The organism is Ruminococcus sp. 8Y-12, from assembly GCF_058119865.1.
This window is the reverse complement of sequence record NZ_CM176623.1, coordinates 3708429-3734998: the sequence shown is the minus strand read 5'-3', so window position 1 is coordinate 3734998 and position 26570 is coordinate 3708429. Positions and strand designations below refer to the sequence as shown.

Annotated in this window: 26 protein-coding genes; 21 read left to right on the top strand and 5 right to left on the bottom strand. The window is 48.8% G+C overall.

What is annotated here, in order from left to right; genetic code table 11:
* The first annotated feature begins 6 nt into the window (after positions 1–6).
* From AC0THY_RS14830 to AC0THY_RS14790, 9 genes are all read left to right on the top strand, one after another.
* Positions 7–279, top strand: coding sequence for a DUF370 domain-containing protein (locus AC0THY_RS14830; RefSeq protein ID WP_489991378.1), 273 nt, complete (start codon positions 7–9; stop codon positions 277–279).
* The gene (gmk, locus tag AC0THY_RS14825; RefSeq protein WP_489991377.1) at positions 272–904 is read left to right on the top strand and encodes a guanylate kinase; all 633 of its coding nucleotides are present in this window, start codon (positions 272–274) and stop codon (positions 902–904) included. Before AC0THY_RS14830 ends, gmk begins: the two co-directional genes overlap by 8 nt.
* A gap of 3 nt (positions 905–907) precedes the next feature.
* Positions 908–1177, top strand: coding sequence for a DNA-directed RNA polymerase subunit omega (gene rpoZ / locus AC0THY_RS14820; protein ID WP_489991376.1), 270 nt, complete (start codon positions 908–910; stop codon positions 1175–1177).
* 112 nt (positions 1178–1289) lie between these two features.
* Positions 1290–2312, top strand: coding sequence for an anthranilate phosphoribosyltransferase (gene trpD / locus AC0THY_RS14815; RefSeq protein ID WP_489991375.1), 1023 nt, complete (start codon positions 1290–1292; stop codon positions 2310–2312).
* A 12-nt stretch (positions 2313–2324) separates the two neighbouring features.
* Positions 2325–3650 (top strand): 30S ribosomal protein S12 methylthiotransferase RimO, encoded by a 1326-nt coding sequence (gene rimO, locus AC0THY_RS14810; protein WP_489991374.1) that lies wholly within the window; start codon positions 2325–2327, stop codon positions 3648–3650.
* Positions 3647–4183: a CDP-diacylglycerol--glycerol-3-phosphate 3-phosphatidyltransferase gene (pgsA, locus tag AC0THY_RS14805; protein WP_489991373.1), complete on the top strand. Its 537-nt coding sequence runs from the start codon at positions 3647–3649 to the stop codon at positions 4181–4183. The genes rimO and pgsA overlap by 4 nt, the downstream gene beginning before the upstream one ends.
* 12 nt (positions 4184–4195) lie before the next feature.
* A complete protein-coding gene (locus AC0THY_RS14800; protein ID WP_489991372.1) occupies positions 4196–5458 on the top strand; it encodes a competence/damage-inducible protein A in 1263 nt (420 codons plus the stop codon).
* 169 nt (positions 5459–5627) lie between these two features.
* Positions 5628–8153, top strand: a complete 2526-nt coding sequence (locus AC0THY_RS14795) for a glycyl radical protein (RefSeq protein WP_489991371.1) — start codon at positions 5628–5630, stop codon at positions 8151–8153.
* Positions 8154–8161: 8 nt separating this feature from the next.
* A complete protein-coding gene (locus AC0THY_RS14790; RefSeq protein ID WP_489991370.1) occupies positions 8162–8956 on the top strand; it encodes a glycyl-radical enzyme activating protein in 795 nt (264 codons plus the stop codon).
* 5 nt (positions 8957–8961) lie between these two features.
* Here AC0THY_RS14790 and AC0THY_RS14785 read toward each other — a convergent pair whose 3' ends face one another.
* Positions 8962–9237 (bottom strand): hypothetical protein, encoded by a 276-nt coding sequence (locus tag AC0THY_RS14785; protein ID WP_489991369.1) that lies wholly within the window; start codon positions 9235–9237, stop codon positions 8962–8964.
* A 14-nt stretch (positions 9238–9251) separates the two neighbouring features.
* Positions 9252–9671 carry a hypothetical protein gene (locus AC0THY_RS14780; protein ID WP_489991368.1) on the bottom strand — a complete coding sequence of 140 codons (420 nt, stop codon included), beginning with the start codon at positions 9669–9671 and terminating at the stop codon, positions 9252–9254.
* 147 nt (positions 9672–9818) lie between these two features.
* Between AC0THY_RS14780 and AC0THY_RS14775 the strand changes: the two genes are divergently transcribed.
* Positions 9819–9965, top strand: coding sequence for a hypothetical protein (locus AC0THY_RS14775; RefSeq protein WP_489991367.1), 147 nt, complete (start codon positions 9819–9821; stop codon positions 9963–9965).
* Here the strand turns inward: AC0THY_RS14775 and AC0THY_RS14770 are convergent.
* Both AC0THY_RS14770 and AC0THY_RS14765 read right to left on the bottom strand, forming a co-directional pair.
* On the bottom strand, positions 9957–10379 hold the full coding sequence (locus tag AC0THY_RS14770; protein ID WP_489991366.1) for a hypothetical protein: 423 nt from the start codon (positions 10377–10379) through the stop codon (positions 9957–9959). The genes AC0THY_RS14775 and AC0THY_RS14770 overlap by 9 nt on opposite strands.
* A gap of 95 nt (positions 10380–10474) precedes the next feature.
* The gene (locus tag AC0THY_RS14765) at positions 10475–12178 is read right to left on the bottom strand and encodes a S8 family peptidase (RefSeq protein WP_489991365.1); all 1704 of its coding nucleotides are present in this window, start codon (positions 12176–12178) and stop codon (positions 10475–10477) included.
* A gap of 152 nt (positions 12179–12330) precedes the next feature.
* On the opposite strand from AC0THY_RS14765, the gene AC0THY_RS14760 reads away from it, so the two are divergent.
* From AC0THY_RS14760 to AC0THY_RS14745, 4 genes are all read left to right on the top strand, one after another.
* Complete coding sequence (locus AC0THY_RS14760; protein ID WP_489991364.1) at positions 12331–13227, top strand: S8 family peptidase; 897 nt, start codon at positions 12331–12333, stop codon at positions 13225–13227.
* Between the two features lie 82 nt (positions 13228–13309).
* On the top strand, positions 13310–14680 hold the full coding sequence (locus tag AC0THY_RS14755; RefSeq protein ID WP_489994203.1) for a 2-isopropylmalate synthase: 1371 nt from the start codon (positions 13310–13312) through the stop codon (positions 14678–14680).
* Between the two features lie 15 nt (positions 14681–14695).
* Positions 14696–15394 (top strand): GntR family transcriptional regulator, encoded by a 699-nt coding sequence (locus AC0THY_RS14750; RefSeq protein ID WP_489991363.1) that lies wholly within the window; start codon positions 14696–14698, stop codon positions 15392–15394.
* Positions 15381–16589: an NADP-dependent isocitrate dehydrogenase gene (locus AC0THY_RS14745; protein WP_489991362.1), complete on the top strand. Its 1209-nt coding sequence runs from the start codon at positions 15381–15383 to the stop codon at positions 16587–16589. Before AC0THY_RS14750 ends, AC0THY_RS14745 begins: the two co-directional genes overlap by 14 nt.
* An 86-nt stretch (positions 16590–16675) precedes the next feature.
* Here AC0THY_RS14745 and abc-f read toward each other — a convergent pair whose 3' ends face one another.
* Positions 16676–18586 (bottom strand): ribosomal protection-like ABC-F family protein, encoded by a 1911-nt coding sequence (abc-f, locus tag AC0THY_RS14740; protein WP_489991361.1) that lies wholly within the window; start codon positions 18584–18586, stop codon positions 16676–16678.
* Positions 18587–18802: 216 nt separating this feature from the next.
* Between abc-f and AC0THY_RS14735 the strand changes: the two genes are divergently transcribed.
* The 7 genes from AC0THY_RS14735 (at position 18803) to AC0THY_RS14705 (ending at position 26463) form a co-directional block, all read left to right on the top strand.
* Positions 18803–20122: an aspartate kinase gene (locus tag AC0THY_RS14735; protein WP_489991360.1), complete on the top strand. Its 1320-nt coding sequence runs from the start codon at positions 18803–18805 to the stop codon at positions 20120–20122.
* 214 nt (positions 20123–20336) lie between these two features.
* Entirely contained in the window at positions 20337–20993 is a 657-nt protein-coding gene (locus AC0THY_RS14730) for a redox-sensing transcriptional repressor Rex (protein ID WP_489991359.1), read from the top strand.
* 119 nt (positions 20994–21112) lie between these two features.
* Positions 21113–22654, top strand: coding sequence for an NAD(P)H-hydrate dehydratase (locus AC0THY_RS14725; RefSeq protein ID WP_489991358.1), 1542 nt, complete (start codon positions 21113–21115; stop codon positions 22652–22654).
* A complete protein-coding gene (gene alr / locus AC0THY_RS14720; RefSeq protein WP_489991357.1) occupies positions 22651–23820 on the top strand; it encodes an alanine racemase in 1170 nt (389 codons plus the stop codon). Before AC0THY_RS14725 ends, alr begins: the two co-directional genes overlap by 4 nt.
* Positions 23821–23949: 129 nt before the next feature.
* The gene (locus AC0THY_RS14715) at positions 23950–24297 is read left to right on the top strand and encodes a type II toxin-antitoxin system PemK/MazF family toxin (protein ID WP_489991356.1); all 348 of its coding nucleotides are present in this window, start codon (positions 23950–23952) and stop codon (positions 24295–24297) included.
* A gap of 113 nt (positions 24298–24410) precedes the next feature.
* Positions 24411–25730, top strand: coding sequence for a hemolysin family protein (locus AC0THY_RS14710; protein WP_489991355.1), 1320 nt, complete (start codon positions 24411–24413; stop codon positions 25728–25730).
* A 4-nt stretch (positions 25731–25734) separates the two neighbouring features.
* Positions 25735–26463, top strand: coding sequence for a YebC/PmpR family DNA-binding transcriptional regulator (locus AC0THY_RS14705; protein ID WP_489991354.1), 729 nt, complete (start codon positions 25735–25737; stop codon positions 26461–26463).
* Positions 26464–26570 lie beyond the last annotated feature (107 nt).

Genomic DNA, 26570 nt, shown 5'->3' with positions numbered 1-26570 from the left:
GGTGCAGTGGCCAGATTGATCAATATAGGCTTTGGAAATGCAGTCAATCCGGATAAGGTAGTGGCAGTGGTGAATCCGGATGCGGCGCCTGTCAAAAGAATGGTCCAGCATGCCAAAGAAGCAGGCAGTATAATCGACGCGTCCCAGGGACGAAGGACGAAGGCAGTTTTGATCACACAGGAAGATCATGTTATCCTGTCCGCACTTCAGACAGATACAATTATGAAGCGTTTTTGTGCCGCGGCAGGAGCAGAGATAAAGGGTGAAGAGGATGAATAAAAAAGGAACTTTAATCGTGCTCTCCGGATTCTCGGGAGCCGGAAAGGGAACACTGGTAAAGGGACTGTGCAGCAGATATGAGGAGTATGCCCTGTCCATCTCCGCAACTACCAGAAAGCCCAGAGAGGGTGAGAAAGACGGGGAGGCATATTTCTTCAAATCCGTGGAGGAGTTTGAAAACATGATCTCCCAAAATGAATTTATCGAGTATGCGCGCTACGTGGAGAATTATTACGGGACGCCTCGGCCTTACGTGGAGCAGAAGCTGAATGAGGGGAAGAACGTGATCCTGGAGATTGAGATCCAGGGTGCGCTCAAGGTGAAGGAAAAGTTTCCTGACGCGCTTTTCATGTTTGTGATGACGCCGGATGCGGACACTCTGAAAAAGAGACTTACCGGCAGAGGGACAGAGACGGAGGAAGTGATTGCTTCCAGACTGTCCAGGGCTGTGGAGGAAGCACAGGGTATAGAGAATTACGATTATCTGATCATCAATGATGATCTGGATACCGCCATTGAGCAGATGCATGGAATGATCCAGAGCGAGCGCTTCAAGGTGGCAAGAAATAGAGAGTTTATCGAACAGTTGAGAGCAGAGATGACAAAGTTTTCGAAAGGAGAATAGAATATGTTACATCCATCTTATTCCGATTTAATGAAGGTAGTCAACAGCGAGGTTGAGGAGGGGGATACTCCTGTGGTTAACAGCCGTTATTCCATCGTTTTGGCTACCGCAAAGAGGGCCAGAGGCCTCATCGACGGTGCAGAGCCCATGGTTTACAGTTCTGGAAAAAAACCGCTCTCTATCGCAGTAGAAGAGATGAATAAGGGAAAGCTGAAGATCGTGGCAGAGGAAGAGAAGTCAGAGGACGAAATTGAGATAACGGAAGAAGCTTAATGACAGCGGGGGTGTCCGGTAAGCCTTAGTGCTTCCAGGCACCCTGCTTGCATAAATATTAACGGAGCCTGGATAGACAGGCTTCTGAATTGAATGAGGAGTGATAAATAGTATGAAAAAAGCAATTAAAGCAGTCGTAGAAGGGCGGTCCCTGTCCCTGGAGGAGTCCAAAAGAGTAATGAATTTAATGCTGGACGGAGGGGCGACGCAGGCCCAGCTGGGGGCGTTTTTAACCGCTCTGCGCATGAAGGGTGAGACGTTGGATGAGATCGTGGGGTGTGCCGCTGTTTTACGGGATAAGGCAGAACATATTTCCCCAAAAGCAGAAAATTATGTAGATATAGTGGGGACGGGAGGGGACGGAAGCTTCTCCTTCAATATTTCCACAACCTCTGCCATTGTGGCTGCCGGAGCCGGTGTGCCGATTGCAAAACACGGTAATCGGGCCATCTCCAGCAAGAGCGGTTCCGGAGACGTGCTGGAGCAGCTGGGTGTGAATATCATGTCTGAGCCCAAGCTGGTGGAGAAAGCGGTGGAAGAGGTGGGCATTGGATTCATGTTCGCTCCCATTTTTCATAAGAGTATGAAAAACGTCGGTCAGGCCAGAAATGAGATGGGTATCCGTTCTATTTTTAATATTTTAGGCCCGCTGTCCAATCCATCCGGAGCGAAAAATCAGGTGATCGGCGTGTTTAACCCGGACTTGACGGAGGTTTTTGCCCAGGCTATGCGCATAATGGGTGTGGAGCGTGCACTGGTAGTCAATGCCAGGGATGGAATGGATGAGATTTCTACCGCTTCAGATACAGTAGTATCGGAGATCAGGGACGGAAGGGTAATCAACTATGTGATTACTCCTGAGGAGTATGGTTTTAAACGCACGATTTTAGAATGCCTCCAGGGCGGTGATGCCAGAACAAATGCGGATATCACCATTGATATTCTAAATGGCTCCAAAGGGCACAGAAGGGATGTAGTTCTCCTGAATGCAGGGGCAACCATCTACATCGGCAAAAAGGCGGACTCCATCGAGGAGGGCATAGAGCTGGCCGCAGAATCCATTGATTCCGGAAGCGCAATGAAAAAGCTGGAGGATTTGGTGGCATTTACCAATCAAAATGCGAAAGCGGAATAATAAGGAGAATTTATGAAACTACTATTTATATCCCTGGGATGTGACAAAAATCTGGTGGACTCTGAGGTCATGCTGGGATTTTTGGATGAGAGGGGTTACCAGATGACGGACGATGAGTCAGAGGCAGATATCATTATTATCAACACCTGCTGTTTTATCAATGACGCCAAGGAGGAGAGCGTACAGACCATCCTGGAGATGGCGGAGTACAAAAAGGCAGGCAGCTGTAAAGCCCTGATCGTAACCGGATGTCTGGCTCAGAGATATCAAAAGGAGATCACAGAGGAGATCTGTGAGGTGGATGCAGTGCTTGGAACCACCTCCTACGAGGATATCCTGACGGCTGTGGACGAGGCACTCTGCGGCCACAGACTTCTGGAGTTCAAGGATTTGAATGGACTACCGGCAAAGCATAGAAAGCGTCTGCTCACCACGGGAGGACACTACGCACACTTAAAAATTGCAGAAGGGTGTGACAAGCACTGTACTTACTGCATTATCCCCAAAATCCGTGGTTCTTACCGCAGCAGACCCATGGAAGAGCTGGTGACGGAAGCAAAGGAGCTGGCAGAGCAGGGCGTTAAAGAGCTGATTTTGGTGGCTCAGGAGACAACACTATATGGCGCGGATCTCTACGGTGAGAAGTCTCTTCACATCCTGCTGAGAAAGCTGTGCCAGGTCAAAGGCATTCGGTGGATACGAATCCTCTACTGTTATCCGGAGGAGATTTACGATGAGCTGATTGAGACCATACGGGATGAGAAAAAGATCTGTCACTACCTGGATCTTCCCATTCAGCACGCCAGTGACAGGATACTGAAGCGCATGGGAAGAAGGACCACAAAGCAACAGCTTGCAGACATGGTTTCAAGACTGCGAAAGGAGATTCCGGACATCGTACTTCGGACAACTCTGATCAGTGGATTCCCGGGGGAGACACAGGAAGATCATGAGGAGCTTTCAGCATTTGTGGATGAGATGGAGTTTGACCGGCTGGGGGTGTTTGCCTACTCTCCGGAGGAAGATACACCGGCGGCCCTGATGCCGGACCAGGTTTCGGAGGAGATGAAACAGGAACGCAGGGATGAGCTTATGGAGTTGCAGCAGGAGATCGCTTTTGAACGCGCAAAGGACAAGGTGGGACAGGTGATGACCGCCATGGTAGAGGGACAGGTTGCAGGGGAAAACGCTTATGTGGCCCGCACTTTTGCAGATGCCCCTGGCATTGACGGATATCTGTTCATAAATACCTCAGAGACACTGGTGTCCGGTGATTTTGTGAAGGTGAGGGTGACCGGAGCTTTGGAATATGATTTGATAGGAGAAATTGCAGAATGAATACGCCAAATCTGTTAACAATTTTAAGAGTGATACTGATTCCGTTTTTTGTAGTGTTTCTGCTGGTGGATATAACGCAATACGACAAATATATTGCCCTTGCAATCTTTATCATCGCGAGCTTGACAGATACTCTGGACGGATATCTGGCAAGGAAAAATCACCAGGTGACGAATTTTGGGAAATTTATGGACCCTCTGGCAGACAAGCTTCTTGTGTCCGCGGCAATGATCTGCCTGATCGAGCTGGGCAAGATTCCCAGCTGGGTTGTGATTGTGATTATCAGCCGGGAATTTATTATCAGCGGATTTCGCCTGGTGGCATCTGACAACGGCATTGTGATTGCTGCCAGCTGGTGGGGAAAAATCAAGACGGTATCTCAGATCATCATGATTGTTCTGCTGATTGCTGATCTGGGTGAGAGCTTTGCTGTGCTGGAGACCGTGTTCATTTATCTGGCATTGGTTCTCACCGTGATTTCGCTGGTTGATTATATTGCAAAGAACAGACAGGTATTGAGGATGCAGGATTAGGAGGAGAAACACATGATAGTAGAGTTGGTTTCGGTGGGGACGGAATTGCTTCTCGGAAATATTGTAAATACAAATGCTGCTTTTTTGGCTGAGAAATGTGCGCTGCTGGGATTGTCCCTGTACCATCAAGCAGTGGTCGGGGACAATGAGGAGCGTCTGGCACAGACTCTGGAAACGGCCATACAGCGGTCAGATGTGGTGATTTTAAGCGGAGGTCTTGGACCCACAAAGGATGACCTGACAAAAGAGGTTGCGGCCAAGGTCATGGGAATGCCTTTGAAAGAGGATAAGCACACCAGAAAGAGAATTGAGGAGTATTTTAAAAACAGCCAGTTTAAAATCATCACGGATAACAATTGGAAACAGGCACAGGTGCCGGAGGGCGCAACGGTCGTTGACAATGGAAATGGCACTGCGCCGGGCTTAATCATGGAAAAGGACGGAAAGTCCGTGATTCTTCTCCCTGGTCCGCCAAATGAGATGAAGCCCATGTTTGAGAAAGATATCTTCCCTTATCTGAACCGGCTTCAGCCGGAGACCATCTGTTCCAGTATGGTTAAGATATGCGGGCTGGGAGAGAGCTACGTGGAGACTCAGATCGCAGACCTCATTGAAAGTCAGACCAATCCGACGATTGCCCCCTATGCGAAGACCGGGGAGGTACACCTGCGGGTGACTGCCAAGGCGGCGGATGAAAAAGAAGCTAAGAAGTTGATTAAGCCCATGGTCAAAGAGCTCAGGAACCGGTTTGGAACCAATATCTATTCTACGGAAGAAAATGAGACGCTGGAGGAGAGCATTATCACCCTGCTGAAAGAAAAGGAGCTGACTCTGACTACAGCAGAGTCCTGTACAGGGGGAATGCTGGCAGCCCGCTTGACGAATGTGCCTGGGGTTTCCGAGGTGTTTAAACAGGGACTTGTCACCTACAGCAACCGGGCAAAGAGAAAGCTTTTGGATGTTAAGAAGAATACCCTGAAAGACTGCGGGGCAGTCAGTGAAAAGACTGCCAAGGAGATGGCGAAAAACGGAGCCTTTATCACCGGCTCGGATGTCTGTGTATCCATCACAGGGATTGCGGGACCGGATGGAGGCAGCGAGGAAAAGCCGGTTGGACTTGTGTATATGGCCTGCTGTCTGAACAACCGCACTACAGTAAAGGAGTTCCATCTAAAGGGAGACAGGAACAAGGTGAGGGAGTATTCCGTTGTAAATGCGCTTACCCTTCTGCGTGAGTGTATTTTAGAAGAGGGGAAAGAAAAAGAACAAAAATAGAAATGGCTGCAAATCCAACATGAAGATGTTGGATTTGTTTGATTTATGTTATTTTATGACGGAATTCATTGACAAGGGCTGAGGAAAAGAGGTATAATTTACCTAGCGGAAAAGAAGTATCTCCTGAGGATTGGACAGGGGAAGTAGAGATAGAAAAGGAGAAGTTGGTGTGAACAAATTCTACGATGGAGAAATTGAGAAAAGTCCCAGAATCGGTAAACTGGTGGAAGACCTGTATGACCACATGCCTGAGATTGAATCGGACAGAGCAGTCATTCTGACGGAAAGTTACCGGGAAACGGAGGGGGATCCCATTATATTGCGTCGTGCCAAGGCTTTTGAAAAAATATGCCGTGAGCTCCCCATCACCATAAGACCAGGTGAGCTGATTGTAGGCAGCAATTCGAAGACAGCCAGGGGATGTCAGGTGTTTCCGGAATATTCCTTTGACTGGCTGGAGGAAGAGTTTGATACTGTGGAGAACAGGAGCGCAGACCCTTTCTACATATCAGAGGAGGCCAAGAAGGCGCTCCATGAGGCGTATAAGTACTGGAAGGGAAAGACCACCAGTGAACTGGCCACCTCCTATATGGCAGAGGAAACTCTGCTGGCTATGAAGCACAATATTTTCACCCCAGGTAACTATTTTTACAATGGAATCGGTCATTTCACAGTCAAGTATGACCAGGTGCTGAATATGGGATACGAGGGCATTATCGCCCAGGCGAATGCGGAGCTGGACAAGCTGAGCGTGTCGGATGGGGATTACCAGAAGCGTTCCAGTTTTCTGAAGGCTGTGATCATCAGCTGCCAGGCGGCCATGGACTATGCACACCGGTATGCCATGCTGGCGCTTAGGGAAGCGGAACAGTGCGGGGATACTACCAGGAAGATGGAGCTGCTCCAGATTGCCCGGAACTGCGCAAAGGTGCCGGGAAAGCCTGCGCAGACGTTCTATGAAGCCTGCCAGTCCTTCTGGTTTGTGCAGATGCTTCTTCAGACAGAGTCCTCGGGGCACTCGATCTCACCGGGGCGGTTTGACCAGTATATGTATCCATTTTATAAGAGAGATCTGGAGGCTGGAAGGATCACCAGGGAGTCAGCACAGGAGCTGATAGACTGTATCTGGGTGAAATTGAATGATCTGAACAAATGCAGGGATGCGGCCAGCGCGGAGGGATTTGCAGGTTACAGCCTCTTCCAGAACCTGATCGTAGGCGGTCAGGATGAGGAGGGCAATGATGTGACAAATGACCTCTCCTTTATGTGTATTGAGGCTTCCATGCATGTATTTCTTCCGGCGCCCTCCCTATCTGTCCGTGTGTGGAACGGTTCCCCCGACGAACTGCTGATAAAGGCGGCGAAACTGACCAGGACAGGAATCGGACTTCCCGCTTATTACAACGATGAGGTGATTATACCGGCACTGATGAGCAGAGGCGTGACACTGAAGGACGCCAGAAACTATAACATCATCGGCTGTGTGGAACCTCAGTGCCCCGGAAAGACGGATGGATGGCACGACGCGGCATTTTTCAATATGCTGCGGCCACTGGAGCTGGTGTTCTCAAGTGGGGCTGAGTTTGGGGAGCAGGTTGGAGTAGAGACAATGCCCATCTCAGAGATGAAGAGCTTTGACGACTTCTACGATGCCTATAAAGAGCAGATGAAGTACTTTATCGGACTCATGGTCAATGCGGACAACAGCATTGATGTGGCACATGCACAGAGGTGTCCTCTCCCCTACCAGTCCTCAATGATTGACGACTGCATCGCAAAGGGCAAGTCACTGCAGGAGGGCGGTGCGGTGTACAACTTCACAGGCCCCCAGGGTTTTGGAATCGCAAATGCCACGGACAGCCTTTATGCAATCAAGAGGCTGGTGTTTGAGGAAAAGAAGCTGACGCTGGAGGAGTTTAAGGATGCGTTGGACAACAACTTTGGCAAGGGCTTGAGTAAAGAGCGCGTAGAGTATCTTACTGTACAGATTTTGGAGCAGATGGCAGCAGCGGGACAGGAGATCACCCGGGAGTTGGCGGCCTCAGTGGCGCAGACGGTGAAGAACACACCCTTATCTCCGGAAAAGAGGACAAAGTATGACCAGCTTCTGGCATGGATTGATGAGCTGCCCAAGTATGGCAATGACATCAGAGAAGTGGATCTCTTTGCCAGGGATGTAGCCTATACATACACAAAACCCATGGAACACTTTGAAAATCCCAGGGGCGGCATTTATCAGGCAGGACTCTACCCGGTATCCGCCAATGTGCCCCTTGGTGCACAGACGGGCGCCACTCCGGACGGACGGCTGGCCAATACGCCCATTGCGGACGGTGTGGGGCCGGCTGCTGGCAGAGATGTGAACGGACCTACCTCGACGGTGAACTCCGTGGCACATCTGGACCACGGGATAGCCTCAAACGGCACTTTATTCAATCAAAAATTTCACCCATCTGCCCTGAGCGGAACAGCAGGATTGCAGAAGTTTATTGCATTGATCAGGGGATTTTTTGACCAAAAGGGAATGCATATGCAGTTTAATGTGGTGAGCCGTGAGACTCTTCTGGACGCGCAGGCACATCCGGAGAAGTACAAGAATCTGGTGGTCCGAGTGGCCGGATACAGCGCTCTGTTCACCACACTGTCCAGGTCCTTGCAGGATGATATCATTGCAAGAACCACACAGGCATTCTAGGAGTCTATATGGAGAAAGAATATTTGAAACAAAAAGGCAGAATTTTTGATATCCAGAAGTACTCGATCCATGACGGACCGGGGATACGGACCATTGTATTTTTAAAGGGATGCGCACTCAGGTGCAAGTGGTGCTGTAACCCAGAGTCCCAGAGCTTTGCAATCCAAACCATGCGTCAGAACGGGGAGGACAGAGTGATTGGAAGGGATGTGACCGTGGAGGAAGTGATGGAAGAAGTGGTAAAAGACATGCCACATTATAGGCGTTCCGGCGGCGGCTTAACATTGTCAGGAGGAGAGTCCCTGCTTCAACCGGATTTCGCCTCCGCACTTCTCCGGGCAGCCCAGTCTTTGGGGATAAATACAGCCTTGGAGTCTACTGGCTTCGCCCCCTTTGAAACCATTGAAAATAAGATTTTGCCCTGGCTGGATCTCTATCTTATGGATGTTAAACATATGGACAGCGCCAAGCATAAGATGTTTACCGGGCAGCCAAATGAAAGAATCCTGGAAAATGCCAGAAAGATTGCACAGACAGGCCAAAATCTTATTATAAGGGTACCCGTGGTTCCCACCTGCAACGATACCGCGGAGGAGATTCTGCAGATTGCGCAGTTTGCCAGAAGCCTGAAGGGTGTAAGGGAGCTGCATCTGCTGCCTTATCACAGGCTGGGACAGGATAAATACGAGGGCCTGGGGCGTAGGTATGCGCTGGAGCACCTGGAGCCTCCCACCAACGAACACATGGAAGAACTGCTGGAGGTGGCGAGGTCTACAGGGCTGCATGTACAGATTGGCGGCTGATTGCTTTATTTCATGAACTTCATCATTGTGCGGATACGCTCAATTTTTTCAATTTCTTCTTTTGATTTACCCATCTTCATGACCTCAATGATGGCGTCCGTCTCATCGGACGAAAAGGTCATGCCTTTGGATTTTGACTGTGAGGCTGCTGCCAGCAAAAATGGCAGCAGCTCATTTTGATTTTTTCCATTTGACTGTTCGGCCATGGACATAAGCATCTGCAGCTTTGCGGGGTCGATATTGTTCAGGGCGGGATTATTCATCCAACTGTTATCACTCATTTGATAAGCTCCTTTCATGCGGAAGTAAACATGGATTGATAGGTTTCAAACAAGGACTGCTGTTCCGGAGAGAGAAGGTTTTTCATCATGTCGGAACTGCTGCCGCTGTTTTGGAAGGAGGAGTAGAGATTGATCATCTGGAAAATATTGATGCACTGGTCAATCATTTCCTGCTCTGCCTGGGTACAGAAATTGCGGATATCCTGTAGCATCTCCTGAAAAGAGGCGTGCTCAGGTTCCAGAGAGCAGGCGCTCATGTCACTGGTTTCCTGGTAAAATGAGAGAATGTTGCTTAACTCCATTGCTTTGATATAGACAGCCAGCATCCGCTGGCCTGGCTGTTCTATGTAGGGCAGTGCTGCCTTTATAATCTGCAGGCTGCCGCCTGAAATTTGATCGATGGCAGTCATCTTTACATAGGGTTCTTCACTCATGGAATTCCTGCCTTGCTTTTTCCTATACTATATGATCTCTACGTCAAAAGTATGTCAGGTCAAAACAGTGGATTTTGCATATATTGAAGTATGTGTAACTGTTCAGTGCATTCACAGTTACCAGTATATGAGAAAAGGAGCATATTCATGAAAGGAAAAATAGTAATTGACGGAAATGCTTTTTATGAAATAGATGAGGAATGTATGAAAAGGAAACAGGAGATGAGAGAAAAGGAGCAGGAGAGGAACGACAGAAAGAGAAGAGAGAATAAGAAAGAGTCAGACTCAGTGTGACAGACCCATATTAAAAAAGAATCCTGCGCGCAGGATTCTCCGCCTGCGGCGGGGCTGCCCCGGCAGCCATCTTCCACTCCGCCGCAGTGCGATCCCGCCCGGAGGGCTTTTTATATCATAGGGAATTCCGAAGGACTTTCCTATAATATAAACATACAGCCCCCATAAAGGGGGCTGTGTTTTTGCCTGGCAATTAGCAACAGGAGCCGCATCCACCGCCGCATCCGCCGCAGAGCAGAAGCAATACGATAATAATACAGCAGTTATCTCCACCGAAACCGCCGCAACCATTACCACAGCCATTGTTGCCGCCACAGCAGCACAGTAAAATGATGATCCAAAGAATGCTGTTGTTTCCGAAGCCGCATCCGTTACCGCAGCTGTTACCACATCCTCCGCTAACTCCTCCTTCACATCCACATCCACAGTTTGTTGCTGCTAAATCACTCATGTTTTGTTCCTCCAAATATTTGATTACACTTCATCATATGTGCGTTAGCTTGTTTGTGTTACCGTACCATGAGAGATTCGAAAATTTGATAAAGATTTAAGGTTCCATACCCCCACTCCCGGTTTGGATACAGGGTTCCTGGGGTTCGGGAAGCGCCCCGGATGAGATAGCCCTTTACCTCCTGTGCAGAAAAATAGGAAGGGCCGTTCCAGGAAATACTCCAGTTGACAAAAAGAGCCACCGCCCCGGCAGTGATGGCAGCCGCCATACTGGAGCCTGTATGCGTGGTGTAGCGGCCGTTAACATTAGGGCCGTACACATCCACACCGGGGGCGGCCAGATCAGGTTTGATATTTCCGCTGAAGGTGTAACCGCGGCTGGAATTGATGAACAAGCTTCCGGTGTGGGCATCGTAGGTACTTACGGTAATAGGGGCTACTGTGTTGGATGGGGCTGTGAGGGTGGTGTCCGGGTTTGGGGAGAGAAAGACTGTGTCAGGGGAGATAAAGCCAGTCACAGGAAGCCATAAATTAAATATTCCATTGAAATACAGATCATTGTATACCCTGATCCTCCAAAGACCGGGGGTGGGATCGCTAAAGCGCAGAAGAGTTAGCTGATTGCCTGAGGTGGATTCGATCACCTCATAGTAAATCTCCACCACAGTGCGCTCCAGCACAAAATCGATGGTGGTACTTCTGCCCAGCCTGGGCGGGATGCGGGGAACCACCTCCCCAAGGGGGGAGACAAGCCCGATGGAGTACAGCTCAGGGGATAACCCCCACATTTCCAGGGAAAATCCGGTATCCTTTTCATTGACAAGTAGTTCCACATCGGTGATATCTCCCTGGCGGTTGATACTTCCATAGTAGTGATGGGCCATCCCGGCTTCGTTGCCGGCTGCAATTATGATATAGTTTCCCGTAAACCCGGAATAAAAGGTGAGTAGTCCTGAGAGCGGTGACGAACCGGAGTGGTTTCCCTGATTAGAGCCAAGGCAGAGACAGATAACCAGGGGCTTGCGCAGCTCAGTACTCAGATCATTGAGGTAGCGCAGCCCCATCATAATATCGGTCTCCTGGAATGCTAGTGCACTTTGGGGAACCTGAAAAAAATCTTTCAGATATTCTTTTGCAGGCTTAAGCTTGACCACTGCGATGTCGCAGCGGGGGGCGGCTCCGATAAAATTATTTGCGGGATCTTCACTGCCGGCTGCAATGGCCGCTACAGATGTCCCGTGTCCATCCGTGTCAACGGAGGGAACATACTCCAGTGGATTTTCCCGGCCCAGGGCCTCTGTGAGCATCTCCTGGGTATATTCTGTACCGTAAAAGATGCCGGGAGGATAATCGTCGCTCTGAATGGTTTGGTCCCAGAGACGTAAAATCCGGCTGCGCCCATCGCTGGTTTGAAAAGCGGGCAGTGTATAGTTAATGCCCGTATCAATAAATCCGATAATGACGCCCTCCCCCCTGAAATCCAGCAGAGGCTGGGTCTGGACTCGTAAGATTCCGGATACCTCCAGGCTGGTGGTATCCAGGGTGGTAAACAGCTTTGGAATACTGGCATAGCCTGTGAAATTGATAGGCTCCTCATAATATAGAGAACGCTCCACATGAACCATGCCATATCCCCAGCCAAAAAGCTGTGCGCCCAGATTCGAGAACAGGGTCTCAAAGGCCTCGGGGGAAGTCTGAAAGTTTCGGATGAGATCTACATAATCATTAGAGAGAACCATTTCTCTCAGTTGTGTTATATCCATAAACTGTCCTTTGTTTTTTTATATGGTATGAGTGTCAATATCGCATTATGACAGGCAGAAGTCCGGTCAGTTAAGACAAGACAGGGTCACGTGGCAGAAAGTACCCCGAGGGGTGTATAAACATATAGTAATAAAAACGGAAAATTTTTATTATGGATAGAGTTCGTGCGCTTATCAATGCGGATAAGGCTTATTATATGGGAATAAAGGGCAAAGGAGTCAATGTTGCGGTGATGGATACGGGGATCTATTCCCACCCTGATTTTAACGGCAGGATTGTCAAGTTTGTAGATATACTCAATGGCAGGACAGGTAGCTATGATGACTGTTCCCATGGAACACACGTATGCGGCATACTGGGTGGGAGCGGAGCTGCTTCCCACGGTAAATACCGTGGAATCGCGCCGGAATGCGGATTTATTCACCTCAAGGTTTTGGATAAAAAGGGGAATGGAAATAAGGAGGACGTACTGCGCGGCATTGACTGGGTGCTGCGAAACAAGGACAACTATGGAATCCGCATGTTGAATATCTCCGTCGGCACAGTCAAGGAGAGCGCAAAGCGGGATATGCAGTTGATTGAGGCTGTGGAGAGAGCCTGGGACGCAGGGCTGGTGGTTGTTGTGGCGGCGGGAAACATGGGGCCGGAACCTATGAGTATTACGGTTCCCGGAAACAGCAAAAAGGTGATCACAGTCGGGTCTTCGGACGACTGTACGCATATAGCGGGCAGTGGAGTGCGTCCCTGTTATTCAGGGAGGGGACCTACGGCGGAATGTATCTGTAAGCCGGACATTGTAGCCCCGGGCTCCATGGTGGTATCCTGCAATGCCCAGAAAAAGGTGAGTCCCGGGTATTACTGTGTCAAGAGCGGAACCTCCATGGCAACACCCATGGTATCAGGGGCAATCGCTCTGCTGTTGGGCGCGGAACCGGGCATAACTAATGTGGAGGTAAAAATGAAGCTGCGTGAGACCGCAGTGGATCTGCATTTGCCCAGACATCAGCAGGGCTGGGGGCAGATCGATGTCTGGCGTCTTTTGAATTAAGTCTTGACATATTTTGTATAATTGTATACAATTATACAAAATAACGAAGGAGTGATTGAAAATGGAAAACCGCCGTGTCAAAATGGACCCTCACACCAATCTGCTGCAGTTGGAGGAGCATATGTATCCCCTTGTGGATGTGGAATCGCCAAATGTATTTCGGAATCTCTTTCCCTACGATGAGGTTCCGAAGATTGCGTTTAATGACCGCATCGTACCCCATCACATGCCCTCTGATATCTGGATTACAGATACCACCTTCCGGGACGGGCAGCAGTCCAGGGCACCCTACACCACAGAACAGATTGTGACCATCTATGACTATTTTCACCGCCTGGGTGGGCCAAAGGGCAAGATACGCCAGAGCGAATTTTTCCTCTACAGCAAAAAGGACAGAGATGCTGTGTACAAATGTCTGGAGCGGGGATATGATTTTCCGGAGGTTACCAGCTGGATACGGGCCAGCAAAAAGGACTTTGAGCTGGTAAAGGACATTGGACTAAAGGAGTCAGGGATTCTGGTGAGCTGTTCCGATTATCACATCTTCTATAAAATGAAGATGACCAGACGTCAGGCAATGGAACACTATCTCAGCATTGTGAAGGAATGTCTGGAGATCGGGGTAAGCCCCAGATGCCATCTGGAGGATATCACCAGGGCGGATATCTACGGGTATGTGATCCCCTTCTGCCTGGAGCTTGTGAAATTGATGGATGCTTATAAGATTCCCATTAAAGTGCGCTGCTGCGATACCATGGGGTATGGGGTTAACTACGCGGGAGCTGTGATTCCGCGCTCCGTGCAGGGGATTATTTACGGGATCATGACGCATGCCGGTGTCCCCTCTCATCTTATCGAGTGGCATGGACACAATGATTTTTACAAGGCAGTGAGCAATTCCACAACTGCCTGGCTGTATGGGGCCAGCGGGGTAAACTGTTCTCTCTTTGGCATTGGGGAGCGGACGGGAAATACGCCCATTGAGGCAATGGTATTTGAGTACGCGCAGCTTAGGGGAACCCTGGATGGAATGGACACGACGGTAATCACGGAGCTTGCAGAGTATTTTGAGAAGGAAATCGGATACCGGGTTCCATCGAGAACTCCTTTTGTGGGCAAGAATTTCAATGTGACCAGAGCGGGGATACACGCAGACGGCCTGCTGAAGAATGAGGAGATCTATAATATTTTTGACACGGAGAAATTCTTAAACAGGCCGGTGCTAGTGGCGGTCTCTAACACCTCCGGTCTGGCGGGGATCGCCCACTGGATCAATACCTACTATAAACTGCCGCCGAAAAAGAGGGTTTCAAAGGATACAGAGCTTGTAAAAAGTGTAAAGGATTGGGTTGACAAAGAGTATGAGAGTGGGCGTGTGACTGTGATTACAGATGAAGAACTGCTAAATGTAATCACAGAGAGTTGCAAAAAGTTGAATTTTGATTTAGTATAGGAGAGGTGGACTCTGGTGAGTAACTTTGAGACAAAGGACAGGTATTCCCTGAGCGGGAGAGTCTTTCACAGACTTCGTGAGGACATTCTGGAAGGGAAATACAGACAGCAGGAGGAACTGCGGGAAACCGCCATAGGTGAGGAGCTGGGAGTAAGCCGCACGCCGGTGCGGGAAGCCCTGCGGCAGCTGGAGCTGGAGGGACTGGTTACCATAGTGCCTAATAAGGGGGCCTATGTTAATGGCATTACAGCGGAGGATGTGGAGGACATCTATAGAATCCGGGCCAGACTGGAGGGACTGTGCGCCAGTATGGCTGCCCAGAGAATCACGCAGGAGGAACTGGAAGAGATGGAGGAGATTGTGCTGCTCTGTGACTTCCACGAGAAAAAGCAGCACTACGACCAAGTGTTTGCCCTGGACGGACGTTTTCACGAAACGCTTTACCGGGCCTGCAAGAGCAAGATTTTGGAGCATCTGCTGAAGGATTTTCACCAATACGTGCAGAAGGTGAGAAAGACCTCTCTCTCTACCAGGGAGAGGGCAGAAAAGTCCGCCAAAGAGCATGAGGATATCCTGGCTGCGATAAAGGAGAGGGACCCCGGGAGGGCGGATGAACTCGCCACACTCCATATCATGAATACAATCAGGAATTTCAGGCATTACAAAATTGAAACTATTTTAGAGAAGCAGGAGGAAGAACATGGACAAGATTAAAATGACAACCCCATTGGTTGAGATGGATGGAGATGAGATGACACGTATTCTCTGGAAAATGATCAAGGACGAGCTATTGCTGCCGTTCATTGATCTGAAGACAGAGTATTACGACTTGGGACTGGAGCACCGCAATGAGACGGATGACCAGGTCACCTTCGACAGCGCTTATGCCACAAAGAAGTACGGAGTGGCAGTAAAATGCGCCACCATCACACCCAACGGTGCCAGAATGAGCGAGTACAGCCTCAAGGAGATGTGGAAGAGCCCTAATGGCACCATCCGTGCGATCCTGGACGGTACGGTATTCCGCACCCCCATTGTGGTAAAGGGGATTGAGCCATGTGTCAGAAACTGGAAAAAACCCATCACCTTGGCCAGACATGCCTACGGTGATGTATATAAGGGAACGGAAATGAAGGTGGATGGTCCCGGCAAAGCAGAGCTGGTATTTACTGCCCAGGACGGAACAGAGACGAGAGAGTTGATTCATGAGTTCAAGGGTGCGGGGATACTTCAGGGAATGCACAATACAAAGGAATCCATCGTTAGCTTTGCGAAGAGCTGCTTCAAATTTGCCCTGGATACAAAGCAGGACCTGTGGTTTGCCACCAAGGATACCATCTCCAAGAAATATGATCACACTTTTAAGGATATTTTCCAGGAAATTTACGATGCAGAGTTTAAAGAGGCCTTCGAGGAGGCGGGGATCACATATTTTTACACCCTGATTGACGATGCGGTAGCCCGCGTGATGAAAGCAGAAGGCGGCTTTATCTGGGCATGCAAGAATTATGACGGAGATGTTATGAGCGACATGGTATCCTCAGCCTTTGGCTCACTAGCTATGATGACCTCTGTGCTGGTGTCTCCGGAGGGTAACTTTGAGTACGAGGCAGCACACGGAACCGTACAGCGCCACTACTATAAGCACCTGAAAGGGGAGGAGACTTCTACCAACTCTGTAGCAACCATCTTTGCCTGGACAGGTGCCCTGAGAAAGAGAGGGGAGCTGGACAATCTGTCGGAACTGGTCCGCTTTGCTGACAAGCTGGAGGCAGCTACTGTGAAGACCATAGAGGATGGAAAAATGACAAAGGACCTTGCCCTGATTACTACCATAGAGAATCCCACTGTGCTAAGCAGCGAGGCGTTTATCAAGGCGGTGAGAGAAGAGCTGGAAAAGAGTTTATAAAAATTTTATAAAAAGTCCCAAAATGACCAGGTAATTTCCGGAAATTACCTGGTCACTTTTGAAAAATTACCCGGTCATTTCGGAACCTATTCGTCTGCCAGCTCTTCCCATACTTCGTAGAGTTCTTCCAGCTCTGCGGCAATTTCTTCCTTCTCATTGTTCAGTTCAAGGCATTTTGCCACATCTGAGAATACCTCCTCCTGCGTCAAAAGTTCATCGATTTCTCTGTCGCGGGTTTCCAAAAGGTGAATTTTATCCTCTGTCTTTTTTAAATCATTCTGCCGTTTGCGCTCTCTGGCCAGCTCTTCTTTCTGCTGCTGCCAGTTCAGTTTGACCTCGCTCGCCCCCTCTGACCGGGAAGCAGACTGTCCCGGTGCATAGATTCTTGTCAGTTCATCTTTCTTTTCCATGTAATAGTCGTAATTTCCAATATAATTGACAAGCGTGTTCCCTGTCAAATCCATGATTCTGGTGGCTGTCTGGTTGATAAAGTAGCGGTCGTGGGATACATAAAGGACGGTCCCCGTGTATCGGTTCAGCGCATTCTCCAAAATCTCCTTTGAAGTGATGTCCAGATGATTGGTGGGCTCATCCAGGATGATAAAATTGGCCTCGGACAGCATCAGCTTGGCTAGAGACACACGGCCCCGCTCACCGCCGCTTAAGTCACGGATCTTTTTAAAGACATCATCCCCGGTAAAGAGAAATGCAGCCAGCATATTGCGGATTACTGTGTTTGTGAGGGTGGGATAGTCGTCGGAAATCTCTTCAAAGAGAGTTTTCTCCATATGCAGCACATGGTGCTCCTGATCATAGTAGCCGATCCTGACTTTGCTGCCCAGGGTGAACGACCCTGCGTCTGCGTCTATTACACCATTGATGATCTTGAGTATAGTGGTCTTTCCGGTTCCGTTGTTTCCTATAATAGCTACCCGTTCCCCACGTTTAATCTCAAAGTTTAAATCCGAAAAAAGAGTGTGGCTGTCAAAGGATTTGCACAATCCTTCTACGGTGAGCACATCGTTTCCGCTCATGATGCGGGGCTCCAGGTGAATGCGGATCTGTGAATTGTCCTCTGCAGGCTTTTCCAGAAGATCTACTTTGTCTAGCATCTTTTCGCGGCTCTCAGCCCTGCGGATGGATTTTTCCCGGTTAAAGGATTTTAATTTCTCGATTACCTCACGCTGGTGTTTGATTTCCTGCTGCTGGTTCATCCAGGCTTTCAGGGCTGTTTCCCGCAGCTGGGCTTTTTTCTGTGCATAGGAAGTGTAGTTTCCAAGAAAGGTAGTGCATTTGCCGTTGTCGAGCTCTACCACCTTAGTCACTACCTTGTTTAAAAAGTACCGGTCATGCGCCACAATTATAACTGCACCGGAATAGTTCAGAAGATAAGTCTCCAGCCAGGCAATGGAGTTCATATCCAGATGGTTGGTGGGCTCATCTAAAAGAATAATATCCGGCTTGGAGAGCAGCAGCTTGCCCAGAGCAACGCGTGTCTTCTGTCCGCCGGAGAGGGTTTCCACTTTTTTTGTAAACTCATCCTCCTCAAAGCCAAGGCCCTTTAAGACACCTGTGATCTCGCTCTGATAGGAGTAGCCGTTTTTTTGCTCAAATTCCGTATTTAGCCGGTTATAGGTTTCCAGAAGCAAAGCAAGCTCCCCGCCATGGAGTGATTTCATCTCCTGCTCAATGGTGCGAATGCGCTTTTCCAGAGAAATGACATCCTGCTTTACCTCCAAAAGCTCATCATAGATAGTATTTTGTGAGGATACGGCTTCATGCTGGGCCAGGTATCCTATAGACTTGCCCTTTGCTATGATGACCTCACCGGAGTCTGACGGCAGCTGTTGCATTATGATTTTCAAAAGAGTGGACTTACCGGCACCGTTGATCCCTACAACAGCAGTTTTTTCCCGCTCTTCAATATGAAAAGAAACATTTTTTAAAATATCGTTTGTTCCAAAAGACTTATTTATATTTTGACATGCTAATATCATGATGCTCCATCCTTTGTGTTTATTCCCTCAGTTCTGACAGGGGTGACTTTTCTTCCAGTATTTTAGCACATAGACACCGGATACACCAGTTTTTTTCTCAAAAAGTGCTGGACGAATGCTGGTTTTTGGGATAATATAGAGATATTCTGGAAAAAAAGGATTTTTATGATTCGATTATCATTTAAGAAGAGAAGGTAAGCAGGAGGATATGAAGAAATGAAGAAAGTAGTGAAGTTTGGAGGCAGCTCACTGGCAAGCGCGCAGCAGTTTCAGAAAGTGGGGGAAATCATCCGATCTGATGAGGCGAGAAGGTATGTGATACCCTCAGCCCCGGGAAAGCGTTTTGACGGGGATACAAAGGTGACGGATATGCTCTATGACTGCTATGCAGCCGCGGAAAATGGGGAAGCCTTTGAAAGCAAGCTGGAGAAAATCAAAAAGCGCTATTATGAGATTATAGAGGGACTTGGGCTTACACTCTCTCTGGAGGAGGAGTTTCAGGTAATCCGCGATGCTTTTTCCGGGAAAGCGGGAAGAGACTATGCGGCCTCCAGAGGAGAATTCTTAAATGGTATTATTATGGCAAATTATCTGGGCTACGAGTTTGTAGATGCCGCAGAGGTAATATTCTTTGACGGGGAAGGCAATTTTAACGCACAAAGGACAGACAAGACATTGTCCGAGCGCCTGGAGCAGGTGAAGGCAGCGGTGATTCCCGGATTTTATGGTTCAGATGCGGACGGAAGGGTAAAGACCTTTTCAAGGGGCGGCTCTGACGTGACAGGGTCCATTGTGGCAAAGGCAATCAAGGCGGATATATATGAAAACTGGACAGATGTGTCAGGGTTCCTGGTGACAGACCCCCGGATTATCAAAAATCCCGAAGTGATTGAGACCATTACCTATCGGGAACTGAGAGAGCTTTCCTACATGGGCGCAACGGTTCTCCACGAAGATGCCATTTTCCCTGTCCGCAAGGAGGGAATCCCCATCAATATCCGCAACACCAATGCCCCGGAAGATAAGGGAACGCTCATTGTGGAGAGCACCTGCAGGAGGCCCAAGTATACGATTACCGGTATCGCGGGCAAAAAGGGATTTGCGGCAATCAATATTGAAAAGGATATGATGAACGCAGAAGTTGGATTCGGCAGAAAAGTGCTCCAGGTGTTTGAGGAGAACGGCATCTCCTTTGAGCATATGCCTTCCGGAATTGACACAATGACAATCTTTGTGCATCAGTCCGAGTTTGAGGAAAAGGAGCAGAAGGTGCTGGCCGGTATTCACAGGGCTGTGGAACCCGACTTTATAGATTTGGAATCGGATCTTGCGCTGATCGCTGTGGTAGGCCGGGGTATGAGGGCAACCAGGGGAACCGCTGGACGTATCTTCTCCGCATTGGCACATGCCAACATTAATGTGAAAATGATTGACCAGGGGTCCAGTGAGCTGAATATTATCATTGGAGTGAGAAACGAGGATTTTGAGACTGCAATCAGAGCAATTTATGATATATTTGTAACAATCCAGTTATAATTGATTGACAAGATTTTAACATTTCCTTATAATAGAAGCAGTGACCTGTAAAGTATGGTAACAGGTCAGGCAGGTGTGTGCATTCACTGCGCATATCGTAAGAACATAATTCAAGAGTGCATATATCCCGCCGCAGGCGAATTAAATGGATTTATGCAGTAACAGGGCTGCTTGACTGACCTGTTGCGAAGTATGAAATGAGAGGGTGATTCTAGTGGTAGAAAAGGAAATATCCAGAGCCGTCGTCAAACGACTACCACGTTATTACCGGTATTTGGGCGATTTGCTGGAAAGTGGCGTAGAGAGGATTTCATCTGGTGAACTGAGCGAGCGTATGCAGGTGACCGCTTCGCAGATAAGGCAGGATTTAAACAACTTTGGAGGATTTGGGCAGCAGGGCTATGGCTATAATGTGAAGTTTCTATACAATGAAATAGGAAAAATACTGGGCCTGGATAAGACCTACCATATGATAATCGTGGGTGCAGGGAACCTGGGACAGGCCCTGGCCAATTATGTAAAGTTTGAAAAAAGAGGATTTTGGATCAAAGGGATCTTTGATGTAAATCCCAGGCTGCAGGGGGTGACCGTGAGGGGAATAGAGATCCGTATGACGGATGAGATTCCCCAGTTTGTAAAGGAACACAACATACAGATCGCAGCACTCACCCTTCCCAGAAACAATGCGGCCCAGATGGCCGAGCTTCTGGTGGAAAATGGGGTGAAGGCTATCTGGAACTTTGCCCATACGGATTTGCGGCTGCCGGAGGACGTGATTGTAGAAAATGTGCATCTCTCGGAAAGCCTGATGCAGTTGTCCTACAATATAAACCGCTATCAGAGAGAGCATGAAAAGAAACTGAATAAGTAAGAAGCAGCACACGTATCAGAATGGATGGACATTTTGATACGTTGTTTTGCGTTGCCGGGCAGGGTGACCGTGACGTGCAGCAGGAAGAGAGACTCTTTTTGTAGTATCTGGAAGAGAGGGTGAATAAATTGGAATATCTGGTAAATGCAGAAGAGATGAAAAGATGTGATCAGGGAACAATAAAGAAATATGGGGTGGAATCCCTGGTGTTGATGGAGCGGGCTGCGCTTACGGTAGTGGAGGAGCTGTGCAACGGCAGCTTTGACCTGAACAGGGTCCTTGTAGTCTGTGGTTCCGGAAATAACGGTGGGGACGGGTTTGCCATCGCCAGGCTGCTGTATTTGAAAAACATAGACACTGCCGTAGTATTTGCCGGAAAAGAGGAATCTCTTACAGAAGAAACCAAGATTCAAAAGAAAATCTGCGAAAATTATGGGATGAATATTTTCAAGAAAACGGATATGCATGAATATACTTGTATAGTAGATGCCGTCTTTGGAGTAGGGCTTTCCAGGGAGATCAAGGGGGAGTACGCATGTCTGATACAGCAGATCAATGCCTCAGGCGCCCGGGTTGTCGCAGTGGACATTCCCTCCGGAGTTTCGGCGGATACAGGAAAAGTGATGGGGACGGCTGTGAGAGCAGATGAGACCGTGACCTTTGCCTATCAGAAAATAGGGCAGGCGCTCTATCCCGGATCACAGATGTGCGGCAGACTGTGCGTGAGGGATATTGGGATTACAGCGCACGGTTTTGGCCGGGACGTTCCACTGACCTATAGCCTGACAGAGGAAGATATGGGCGTGCTGCCTGTCAGGCAGGCGTACTCCAACAAGGGGACCTACGGGAAAGCCCTGTTGGTTGCGGGACAGAAAAATATGTGCGGTGCAGCTATTTTAGCTGCCCGGGCAGCGTACAGGGCAGGGACAGGTCTTGTACGCGTAATGACGGAAGAATGCAACCGGACAGCCGTGCAGGTGGCTCTGCCGGAAGCTCTTCTGAGTACATATGATCCGATGAACTTTCAGCCGGATCTGGACGGGATGCGCAGCTGGCCCACAGCGGTGGGAATAGGACCCGGAATCGGAATGTCAGGAGAAAAGAGAGAGATTCTAGAGTTATTACTGCGCGAGAGCCGCGTTCCGGTGGTTATGGATGCGGATGCCCTGAATCTTTTGGCCAGGGAAAAGGAACTTTTACAAAAGCGCAGCTGCCAGGTTATCGTGACGCCACATGTGGGGGAGATGTGCAGGCTGACGGGACGAACCAAGCAGGAGATTACAGGGGACCTGATCGGGACCTGTAGAAGCTTTGCCCGGGAGAACGGTGTGATCTGCGTACTCAAGGATGCCAGAACCGTAATCTCTGACGGAAGGGAAGTGTGCATCAACCAGACGGGGTGCAGTGGGATGGCCACAGGAGGTTCCGGGGATGTGCTGACCGGGCTTCTGACCGGACTGCTGGCACAGGGGATGGAACCGTTTTTGGCCGCAAAGTCCGCTGTTTATCTGCACGGAAAGGCTGGAGAGCTGGCAGAGAGCAGGATGGGAGCCAGAGGGATGTTGGCTGGTGATATCGCCTGCGCATTGCCGGAAATATTAGATAAGTACAGAGCCTGCGCAAAGTTACAGGAAAGCGGCGCGGGGAGGAGAAGACGATGAAAAAATTTAACAGGATATGCGCAGAGATTGACCTGGATGCAATTGCCTGGAATTTTGAGGCAATGAGGTCAAACATCCGGTCTGATACAAAGATTGCGGCAGTGATCAAGACAGACGGATATGGACACGGAGCACTGCCCATTGCCAGGCTGCTGGAGGACTATGACTATGTCTGGGGATATGCAGTGGCAACCGTGGAGGAGGCAGTAAGCCTGAAGGAAAAGGGCATACGCAAGCCTCTGCTCATTCTGGGCTATGTGTTTGAGGAGGATTACGACACCCTGGTTTCCAAGGAGATCCGGCCGGTTGTCTTTAAGATGGATATGGCGGTAAAGATGTCCGAGGCAGCCGTGCGTGCGGGCAGAAAGCTTCCGATACATCTGGGTGTGGACACAGGAATGACGCGTATCGGTTTTTCGGACACAAAGGAAAGTGTTCGGACCATTTATAAAATCAGCCAGCTTCCCGGACTTGAGATTGAAGGGATGTTTACCCACTTCTCAAAGGCGGATGAGTTGGATAAAAACCACGCCAGATCCCAGGTGCTGCGCTACATCCGCTTTTTAAATATGCTGCAGAAGGTTGGGATTGAGATTCCCATAAAGCACTGCTCCAACAGCGCCGGAATCCTGGATATGCCGGAGGCGAACATGGATATGGTGCGGGCGGGGATTACCTGCTATGGAATCTATCCATCAGAGGAAGTGTCCAGGAATAAGGTGATATTAAAGCCCGCCATGTCTCTGAAAAGTCATATCATATTTATAAAGGAAGTGGCCAGAGGAATCCCTGTAAGCTATGGAGGAACCTACGTGACCACCAGGGACACCCGGATCGCAACCATTCCGGTGGGGTATGGGGATGGATATCCCAGAAGCCTGTCCGGCAGAGGCTGGGTGTTGATTCATGGAAAAAAGGCTCCCATCCTGGGACGTGTCTGTATGGATCATTTTATGGTAGATGTGACCGGAATTCCGGAGGCGCAGGAGTTAGACGAAGTAGTGTTGATGGGAGAATCAGGGGACAGCACTCTGTCAGTGGAGGAACTGGGCAGAATATCCGGACGTTTCCCCTATGAGTTTGTTTGTGATATTGGAAAAAGAGTCCCACGGGTTTATTACCGGGAGGGGAAGGCGGTAGAGGCCAGAGAATGTTTGAATGAATAATATCGTCAAAATAAGAGCACAAAAGCGCATACACAAGAAGAATATGGAAATACTGAGAATTAGAAAGAAAGCGGTAACTGTTCAGACCTTCACAGTTACAAAAAACATAGGAATCGGAGTGTGAGATGTGTGATTATTAAGCGAGGCGATATTTTCTATGCAGATTTAAGGCCGGTGATCGGCTCAGAACAGGGCGGTGTGCGTCCGGTTTTGATAATACAGAATGATATAGGCAACAGGCATAGCCCAACCGTAATATGTGCGGCAATCACGTCCAAGATGAATAAGGCAAAACTGCCCACCCATGTGGAGATTGATGCGGCGCACTATGATATTATTAAGGATTCTGTGATTCTGCTGGAACAGCTGAGAACCATTGACAAGAAAAGGCTGAAAGACAGGGTATGCCATTTAGATGCTGAAATTCTTTCACGGGTGGACCAAGCGCTGAAAGTAAGCCTGGAATTGGCTACATAGCGGAATGTTTCTGTTACAGTGAACAGTAACGTGTTTCTTGACTAATCCAGGGGAAGATGATATATTTTCTAGTGATATGTATTTACCCGTGATAAAAAGGAGCTTTAATACAAATGGATGATGGTGGGAGTCAGATAGTAACAGGACTCATTTTGTTTATCGTGTTTATCGCTGTGGATGCGATTCTGCACGCTTTCGGCGCTGCCGTACAGGGAATCAGTGAGAGCGATTTAGAACAGCGAGGAGGAGGCAGGGACCGGACAGAAAAGATACTGAAATTAAAAGAGGAACCCGGAATATTAATCAACACGATTCACGTGGTAGAAAACCTGTTGGGGGTACTGACAGGTTTTATGATTGTAGTGAGGATCGCAGGCGCATGGAGCGCAGGCTTACATATAGCGGTGGCCGTGGTCTCCGTGCTCACAGCGGTTCTGCTGCTGTGTGTCTTTGGTATTCACCTGCCCAGAATACTGGGATCTCATTTCCCAATGGGAACAGTCTTCAGGCTGGTATGGATCGTCCGCGGGGTAGCAGCGGTCTGCCTTCCCTTCACGGTGTTGGAGCGGGGAATTGTACATCTGCTTGCCCGGATGTTTGGCATCAATGCGGGACTGGTGCAGGATGATGTGACGGAGGAAGAGATCATCTCCATGGTAAATGAAGGCCATGAACAGGGTGTGCTGGAGGCCAATGAAGCGGAAATGATAAATAATATTTTCGAATTCGGCGATAAAGAAGCACAGGATATCATGACACACCGAAAGAACATTGTGGCTGTCAATGGAATGCTGAATCTGCAAGAGGCGCTTCAGTTTATGCTGGACGCCACAAATTCCCGTTTTCCTGTTTACGAGGAGAATATTGACAATATCACGGGTATCATCCATCTGAAGGATGCCATGCGATGCCATACTGCAAAGCAGTATGATGACTGGCTGATTAAGGACATTCCGGAGCTGATCCGGCCAGCCATATTCATCCCTGAGACCAGAAAAATCAATCTGCTCTTTCAGAGTATGCAGTCAAAAAAGCTGCAGATGGTTATGGTGGCAGATGAGTATGGGCAGACAGCCGGCCTGATCGCCCTTGAGGATATACTCGAGGAGATTGTGGGAAATATTCAGGATGAGTATGATGAGGATGAGAATTTTGCGGAGGAACAGCCGGATGGAAGTTATCTGATCGATGGAATGGCTCCCCTGGAGGAACTGGAAGATATCCTGGGGATAGCTTTTAATCTGGAGGAGGACATTGAGACACTGAACGGTTACCTGATTTCAAAATTGGATAAAATTCCTTCAGAGGATGAACATTCGGTGATTGAGGATCTGGGATACCGTTTTCAGATCATGAGTGTGGCAAATAAAACCATTGAGAGAGTGCGGGTGGAGAAAATACCCAAAGAAAGAATACAAACAGAAAAGGAGTAATATCATGTCAGGACATTCAAAGTTTGCAAACATTAAACACAAAAAAGAAAAAAACGATGCAGCCAAGGGAAAGATCTTTACCATCATCGGAAGAGAGATTGCAGTGGCGGTAAAGGATGGGGGAGCAGACCCCAATAACAACAGCAGGCTTAGAGATGTAATCGCAAAGGCAAAGGCCAACAATATGCCCAACGACACCATTGACAGGGGGATCAAAAAGGCGGCAGGCGATGCCAACTCCGTAAATTATGAGTATGTATCCTATGAAGGGTATGGACCTAACGGGATAGCGATTATCGTCGATGCCCTTACAGACAATAAAAACCGAACAGCAGCAAATGTGAGGAGCGCATTTACAAAGGGAAATGGCAGCATCGGAACTCCTGGCTGTGTATCCTATATGTTTGACAAAAAAGGGCAGATCATCATTGACAAGGAAAACTGCAGCATGAATGCGGATGATTTGATGATGCTGGCACTGGATGCGGGCGCCGAGGATTTTTCTGAGGAGGAGGACAGCTACGAGATCATTACTGATCCGGACGACTTTTCCGTGGTGCGGGAGGCTCTGGAGAAAGCAGGAATCGAGATGGCAGAAGCGGAGGTGACCATGATACCTCAGACCTACGTGGAGCTTACGGATGAGACGGCTCTGAAGAATCTGCAGAGAACCCTGGATCTTCTGGACGAGGATGACGATGTGCAGGCAGTTTATCATAACTGGGATGAGTAAGAGAATAAAGTATAGAATAATTTTATAGAAGGAAAGGCTTCCTGTCTGTTTTTTGTAAACAAGGCAGGGAGCCTTTTGTTTAATACAGGACATAGATGAAAATGTTG

Coding starts and splice junctions, on each gene's coding strand:
- AC0THY_RS14745 (WP_489991362.1), top strand. CDS start 15,381: ATGGACAAGATTAAAATGACAACCCCATTGGTTGAGATGGATGGAGAT.
- AC0THY_RS14735 (WP_489991360.1), top strand. CDS start 18,803: ATGAAGAAAGTAGTGAAGTTTGGAGGCAGCTCACTGGCAAGCGCGCAG.
- rpoZ (WP_489991376.1), top strand. CDS start 908: ATGTTACATCCATCTTATTCCGATTTAATGAAGGTAGTCAACAGCGAG.
- alr (WP_489991357.1), top strand. CDS start 22,651: ATGAAAAAATTTAACAGGATATGCGCAGAGATTGACCTGGATGCAATT.
- abc-f (WP_489991361.1), bottom strand. CDS start 18,586: ATGATATTAGCATGTCAAAATATAAATAAGTCTTTTGGAACAAACGAT.
- AC0THY_RS14790 (WP_489991370.1), top strand. CDS start 8,162: ATGGAGAAAGAATATTTGAAACAAAAAGGCAGAATTTTTGATATCCAG.
- AC0THY_RS14760 (WP_489991364.1), top strand. CDS start 12,331: ATGGATAGAGTTCGTGCGCTTATCAATGCGGATAAGGCTTATTATATG.
- AC0THY_RS14755 (WP_489994203.1), top strand. CDS start 13,310: ATGGACCCTCACACCAATCTGCTGCAGTTGGAGGAGCATATGTATCCC.
- AC0THY_RS14705 (WP_489991354.1), top strand. CDS start 25,735: ATGTCAGGACATTCAAAGTTTGCAAACATTAAACACAAAAAAGAAAAA.
- AC0THY_RS14775 (WP_489991367.1), top strand. CDS start 9,819: ATGAAAGGAAAAATAGTAATTGACGGAAATGCTTTTTATGAAATAGAT.
- rimO (WP_489991374.1), top strand. CDS start 2,325: ATGAAACTACTATTTATATCCCTGGGATGTGACAAAAATCTGGTGGAC.
- AC0THY_RS14710 (WP_489991355.1), top strand. CDS start 24,411: ATGGATGATGGTGGGAGTCAGATAGTAACAGGACTCATTTTGTTTATC.
- AC0THY_RS14780 (WP_489991368.1), bottom strand. CDS start 9,671: ATGAGTGAAGAACCCTATGTAAAGATGACTGCCATCGATCAAATTTCA.
- pgsA (WP_489991373.1), top strand. CDS start 3,647: ATGAATACGCCAAATCTGTTAACAATTTTAAGAGTGATACTGATTCCG.
- gmk (WP_489991377.1), top strand. CDS start 272: ATGAATAAAAAAGGAACTTTAATCGTGCTCTCCGGATTCTCGGGAGCC.
- AC0THY_RS14800 (WP_489991372.1), top strand. CDS start 4,196: ATGATAGTAGAGTTGGTTTCGGTGGGGACGGAATTGCTTCTCGGAAAT.
- AC0THY_RS14765 (WP_489991365.1), bottom strand. CDS start 12,178: ATGGATATAACACAACTGAGAGAAATGGTTCTCTCTAATGATTATGTA.
- AC0THY_RS14785 (WP_489991369.1), bottom strand. CDS start 9,237: ATGAGTGATAACAGTTGGATGAATAATCCCGCCCTGAACAATATCGAC.
- trpD (WP_489991375.1), top strand. CDS start 1,290: ATGAAAAAAGCAATTAAAGCAGTCGTAGAAGGGCGGTCCCTGTCCCTG.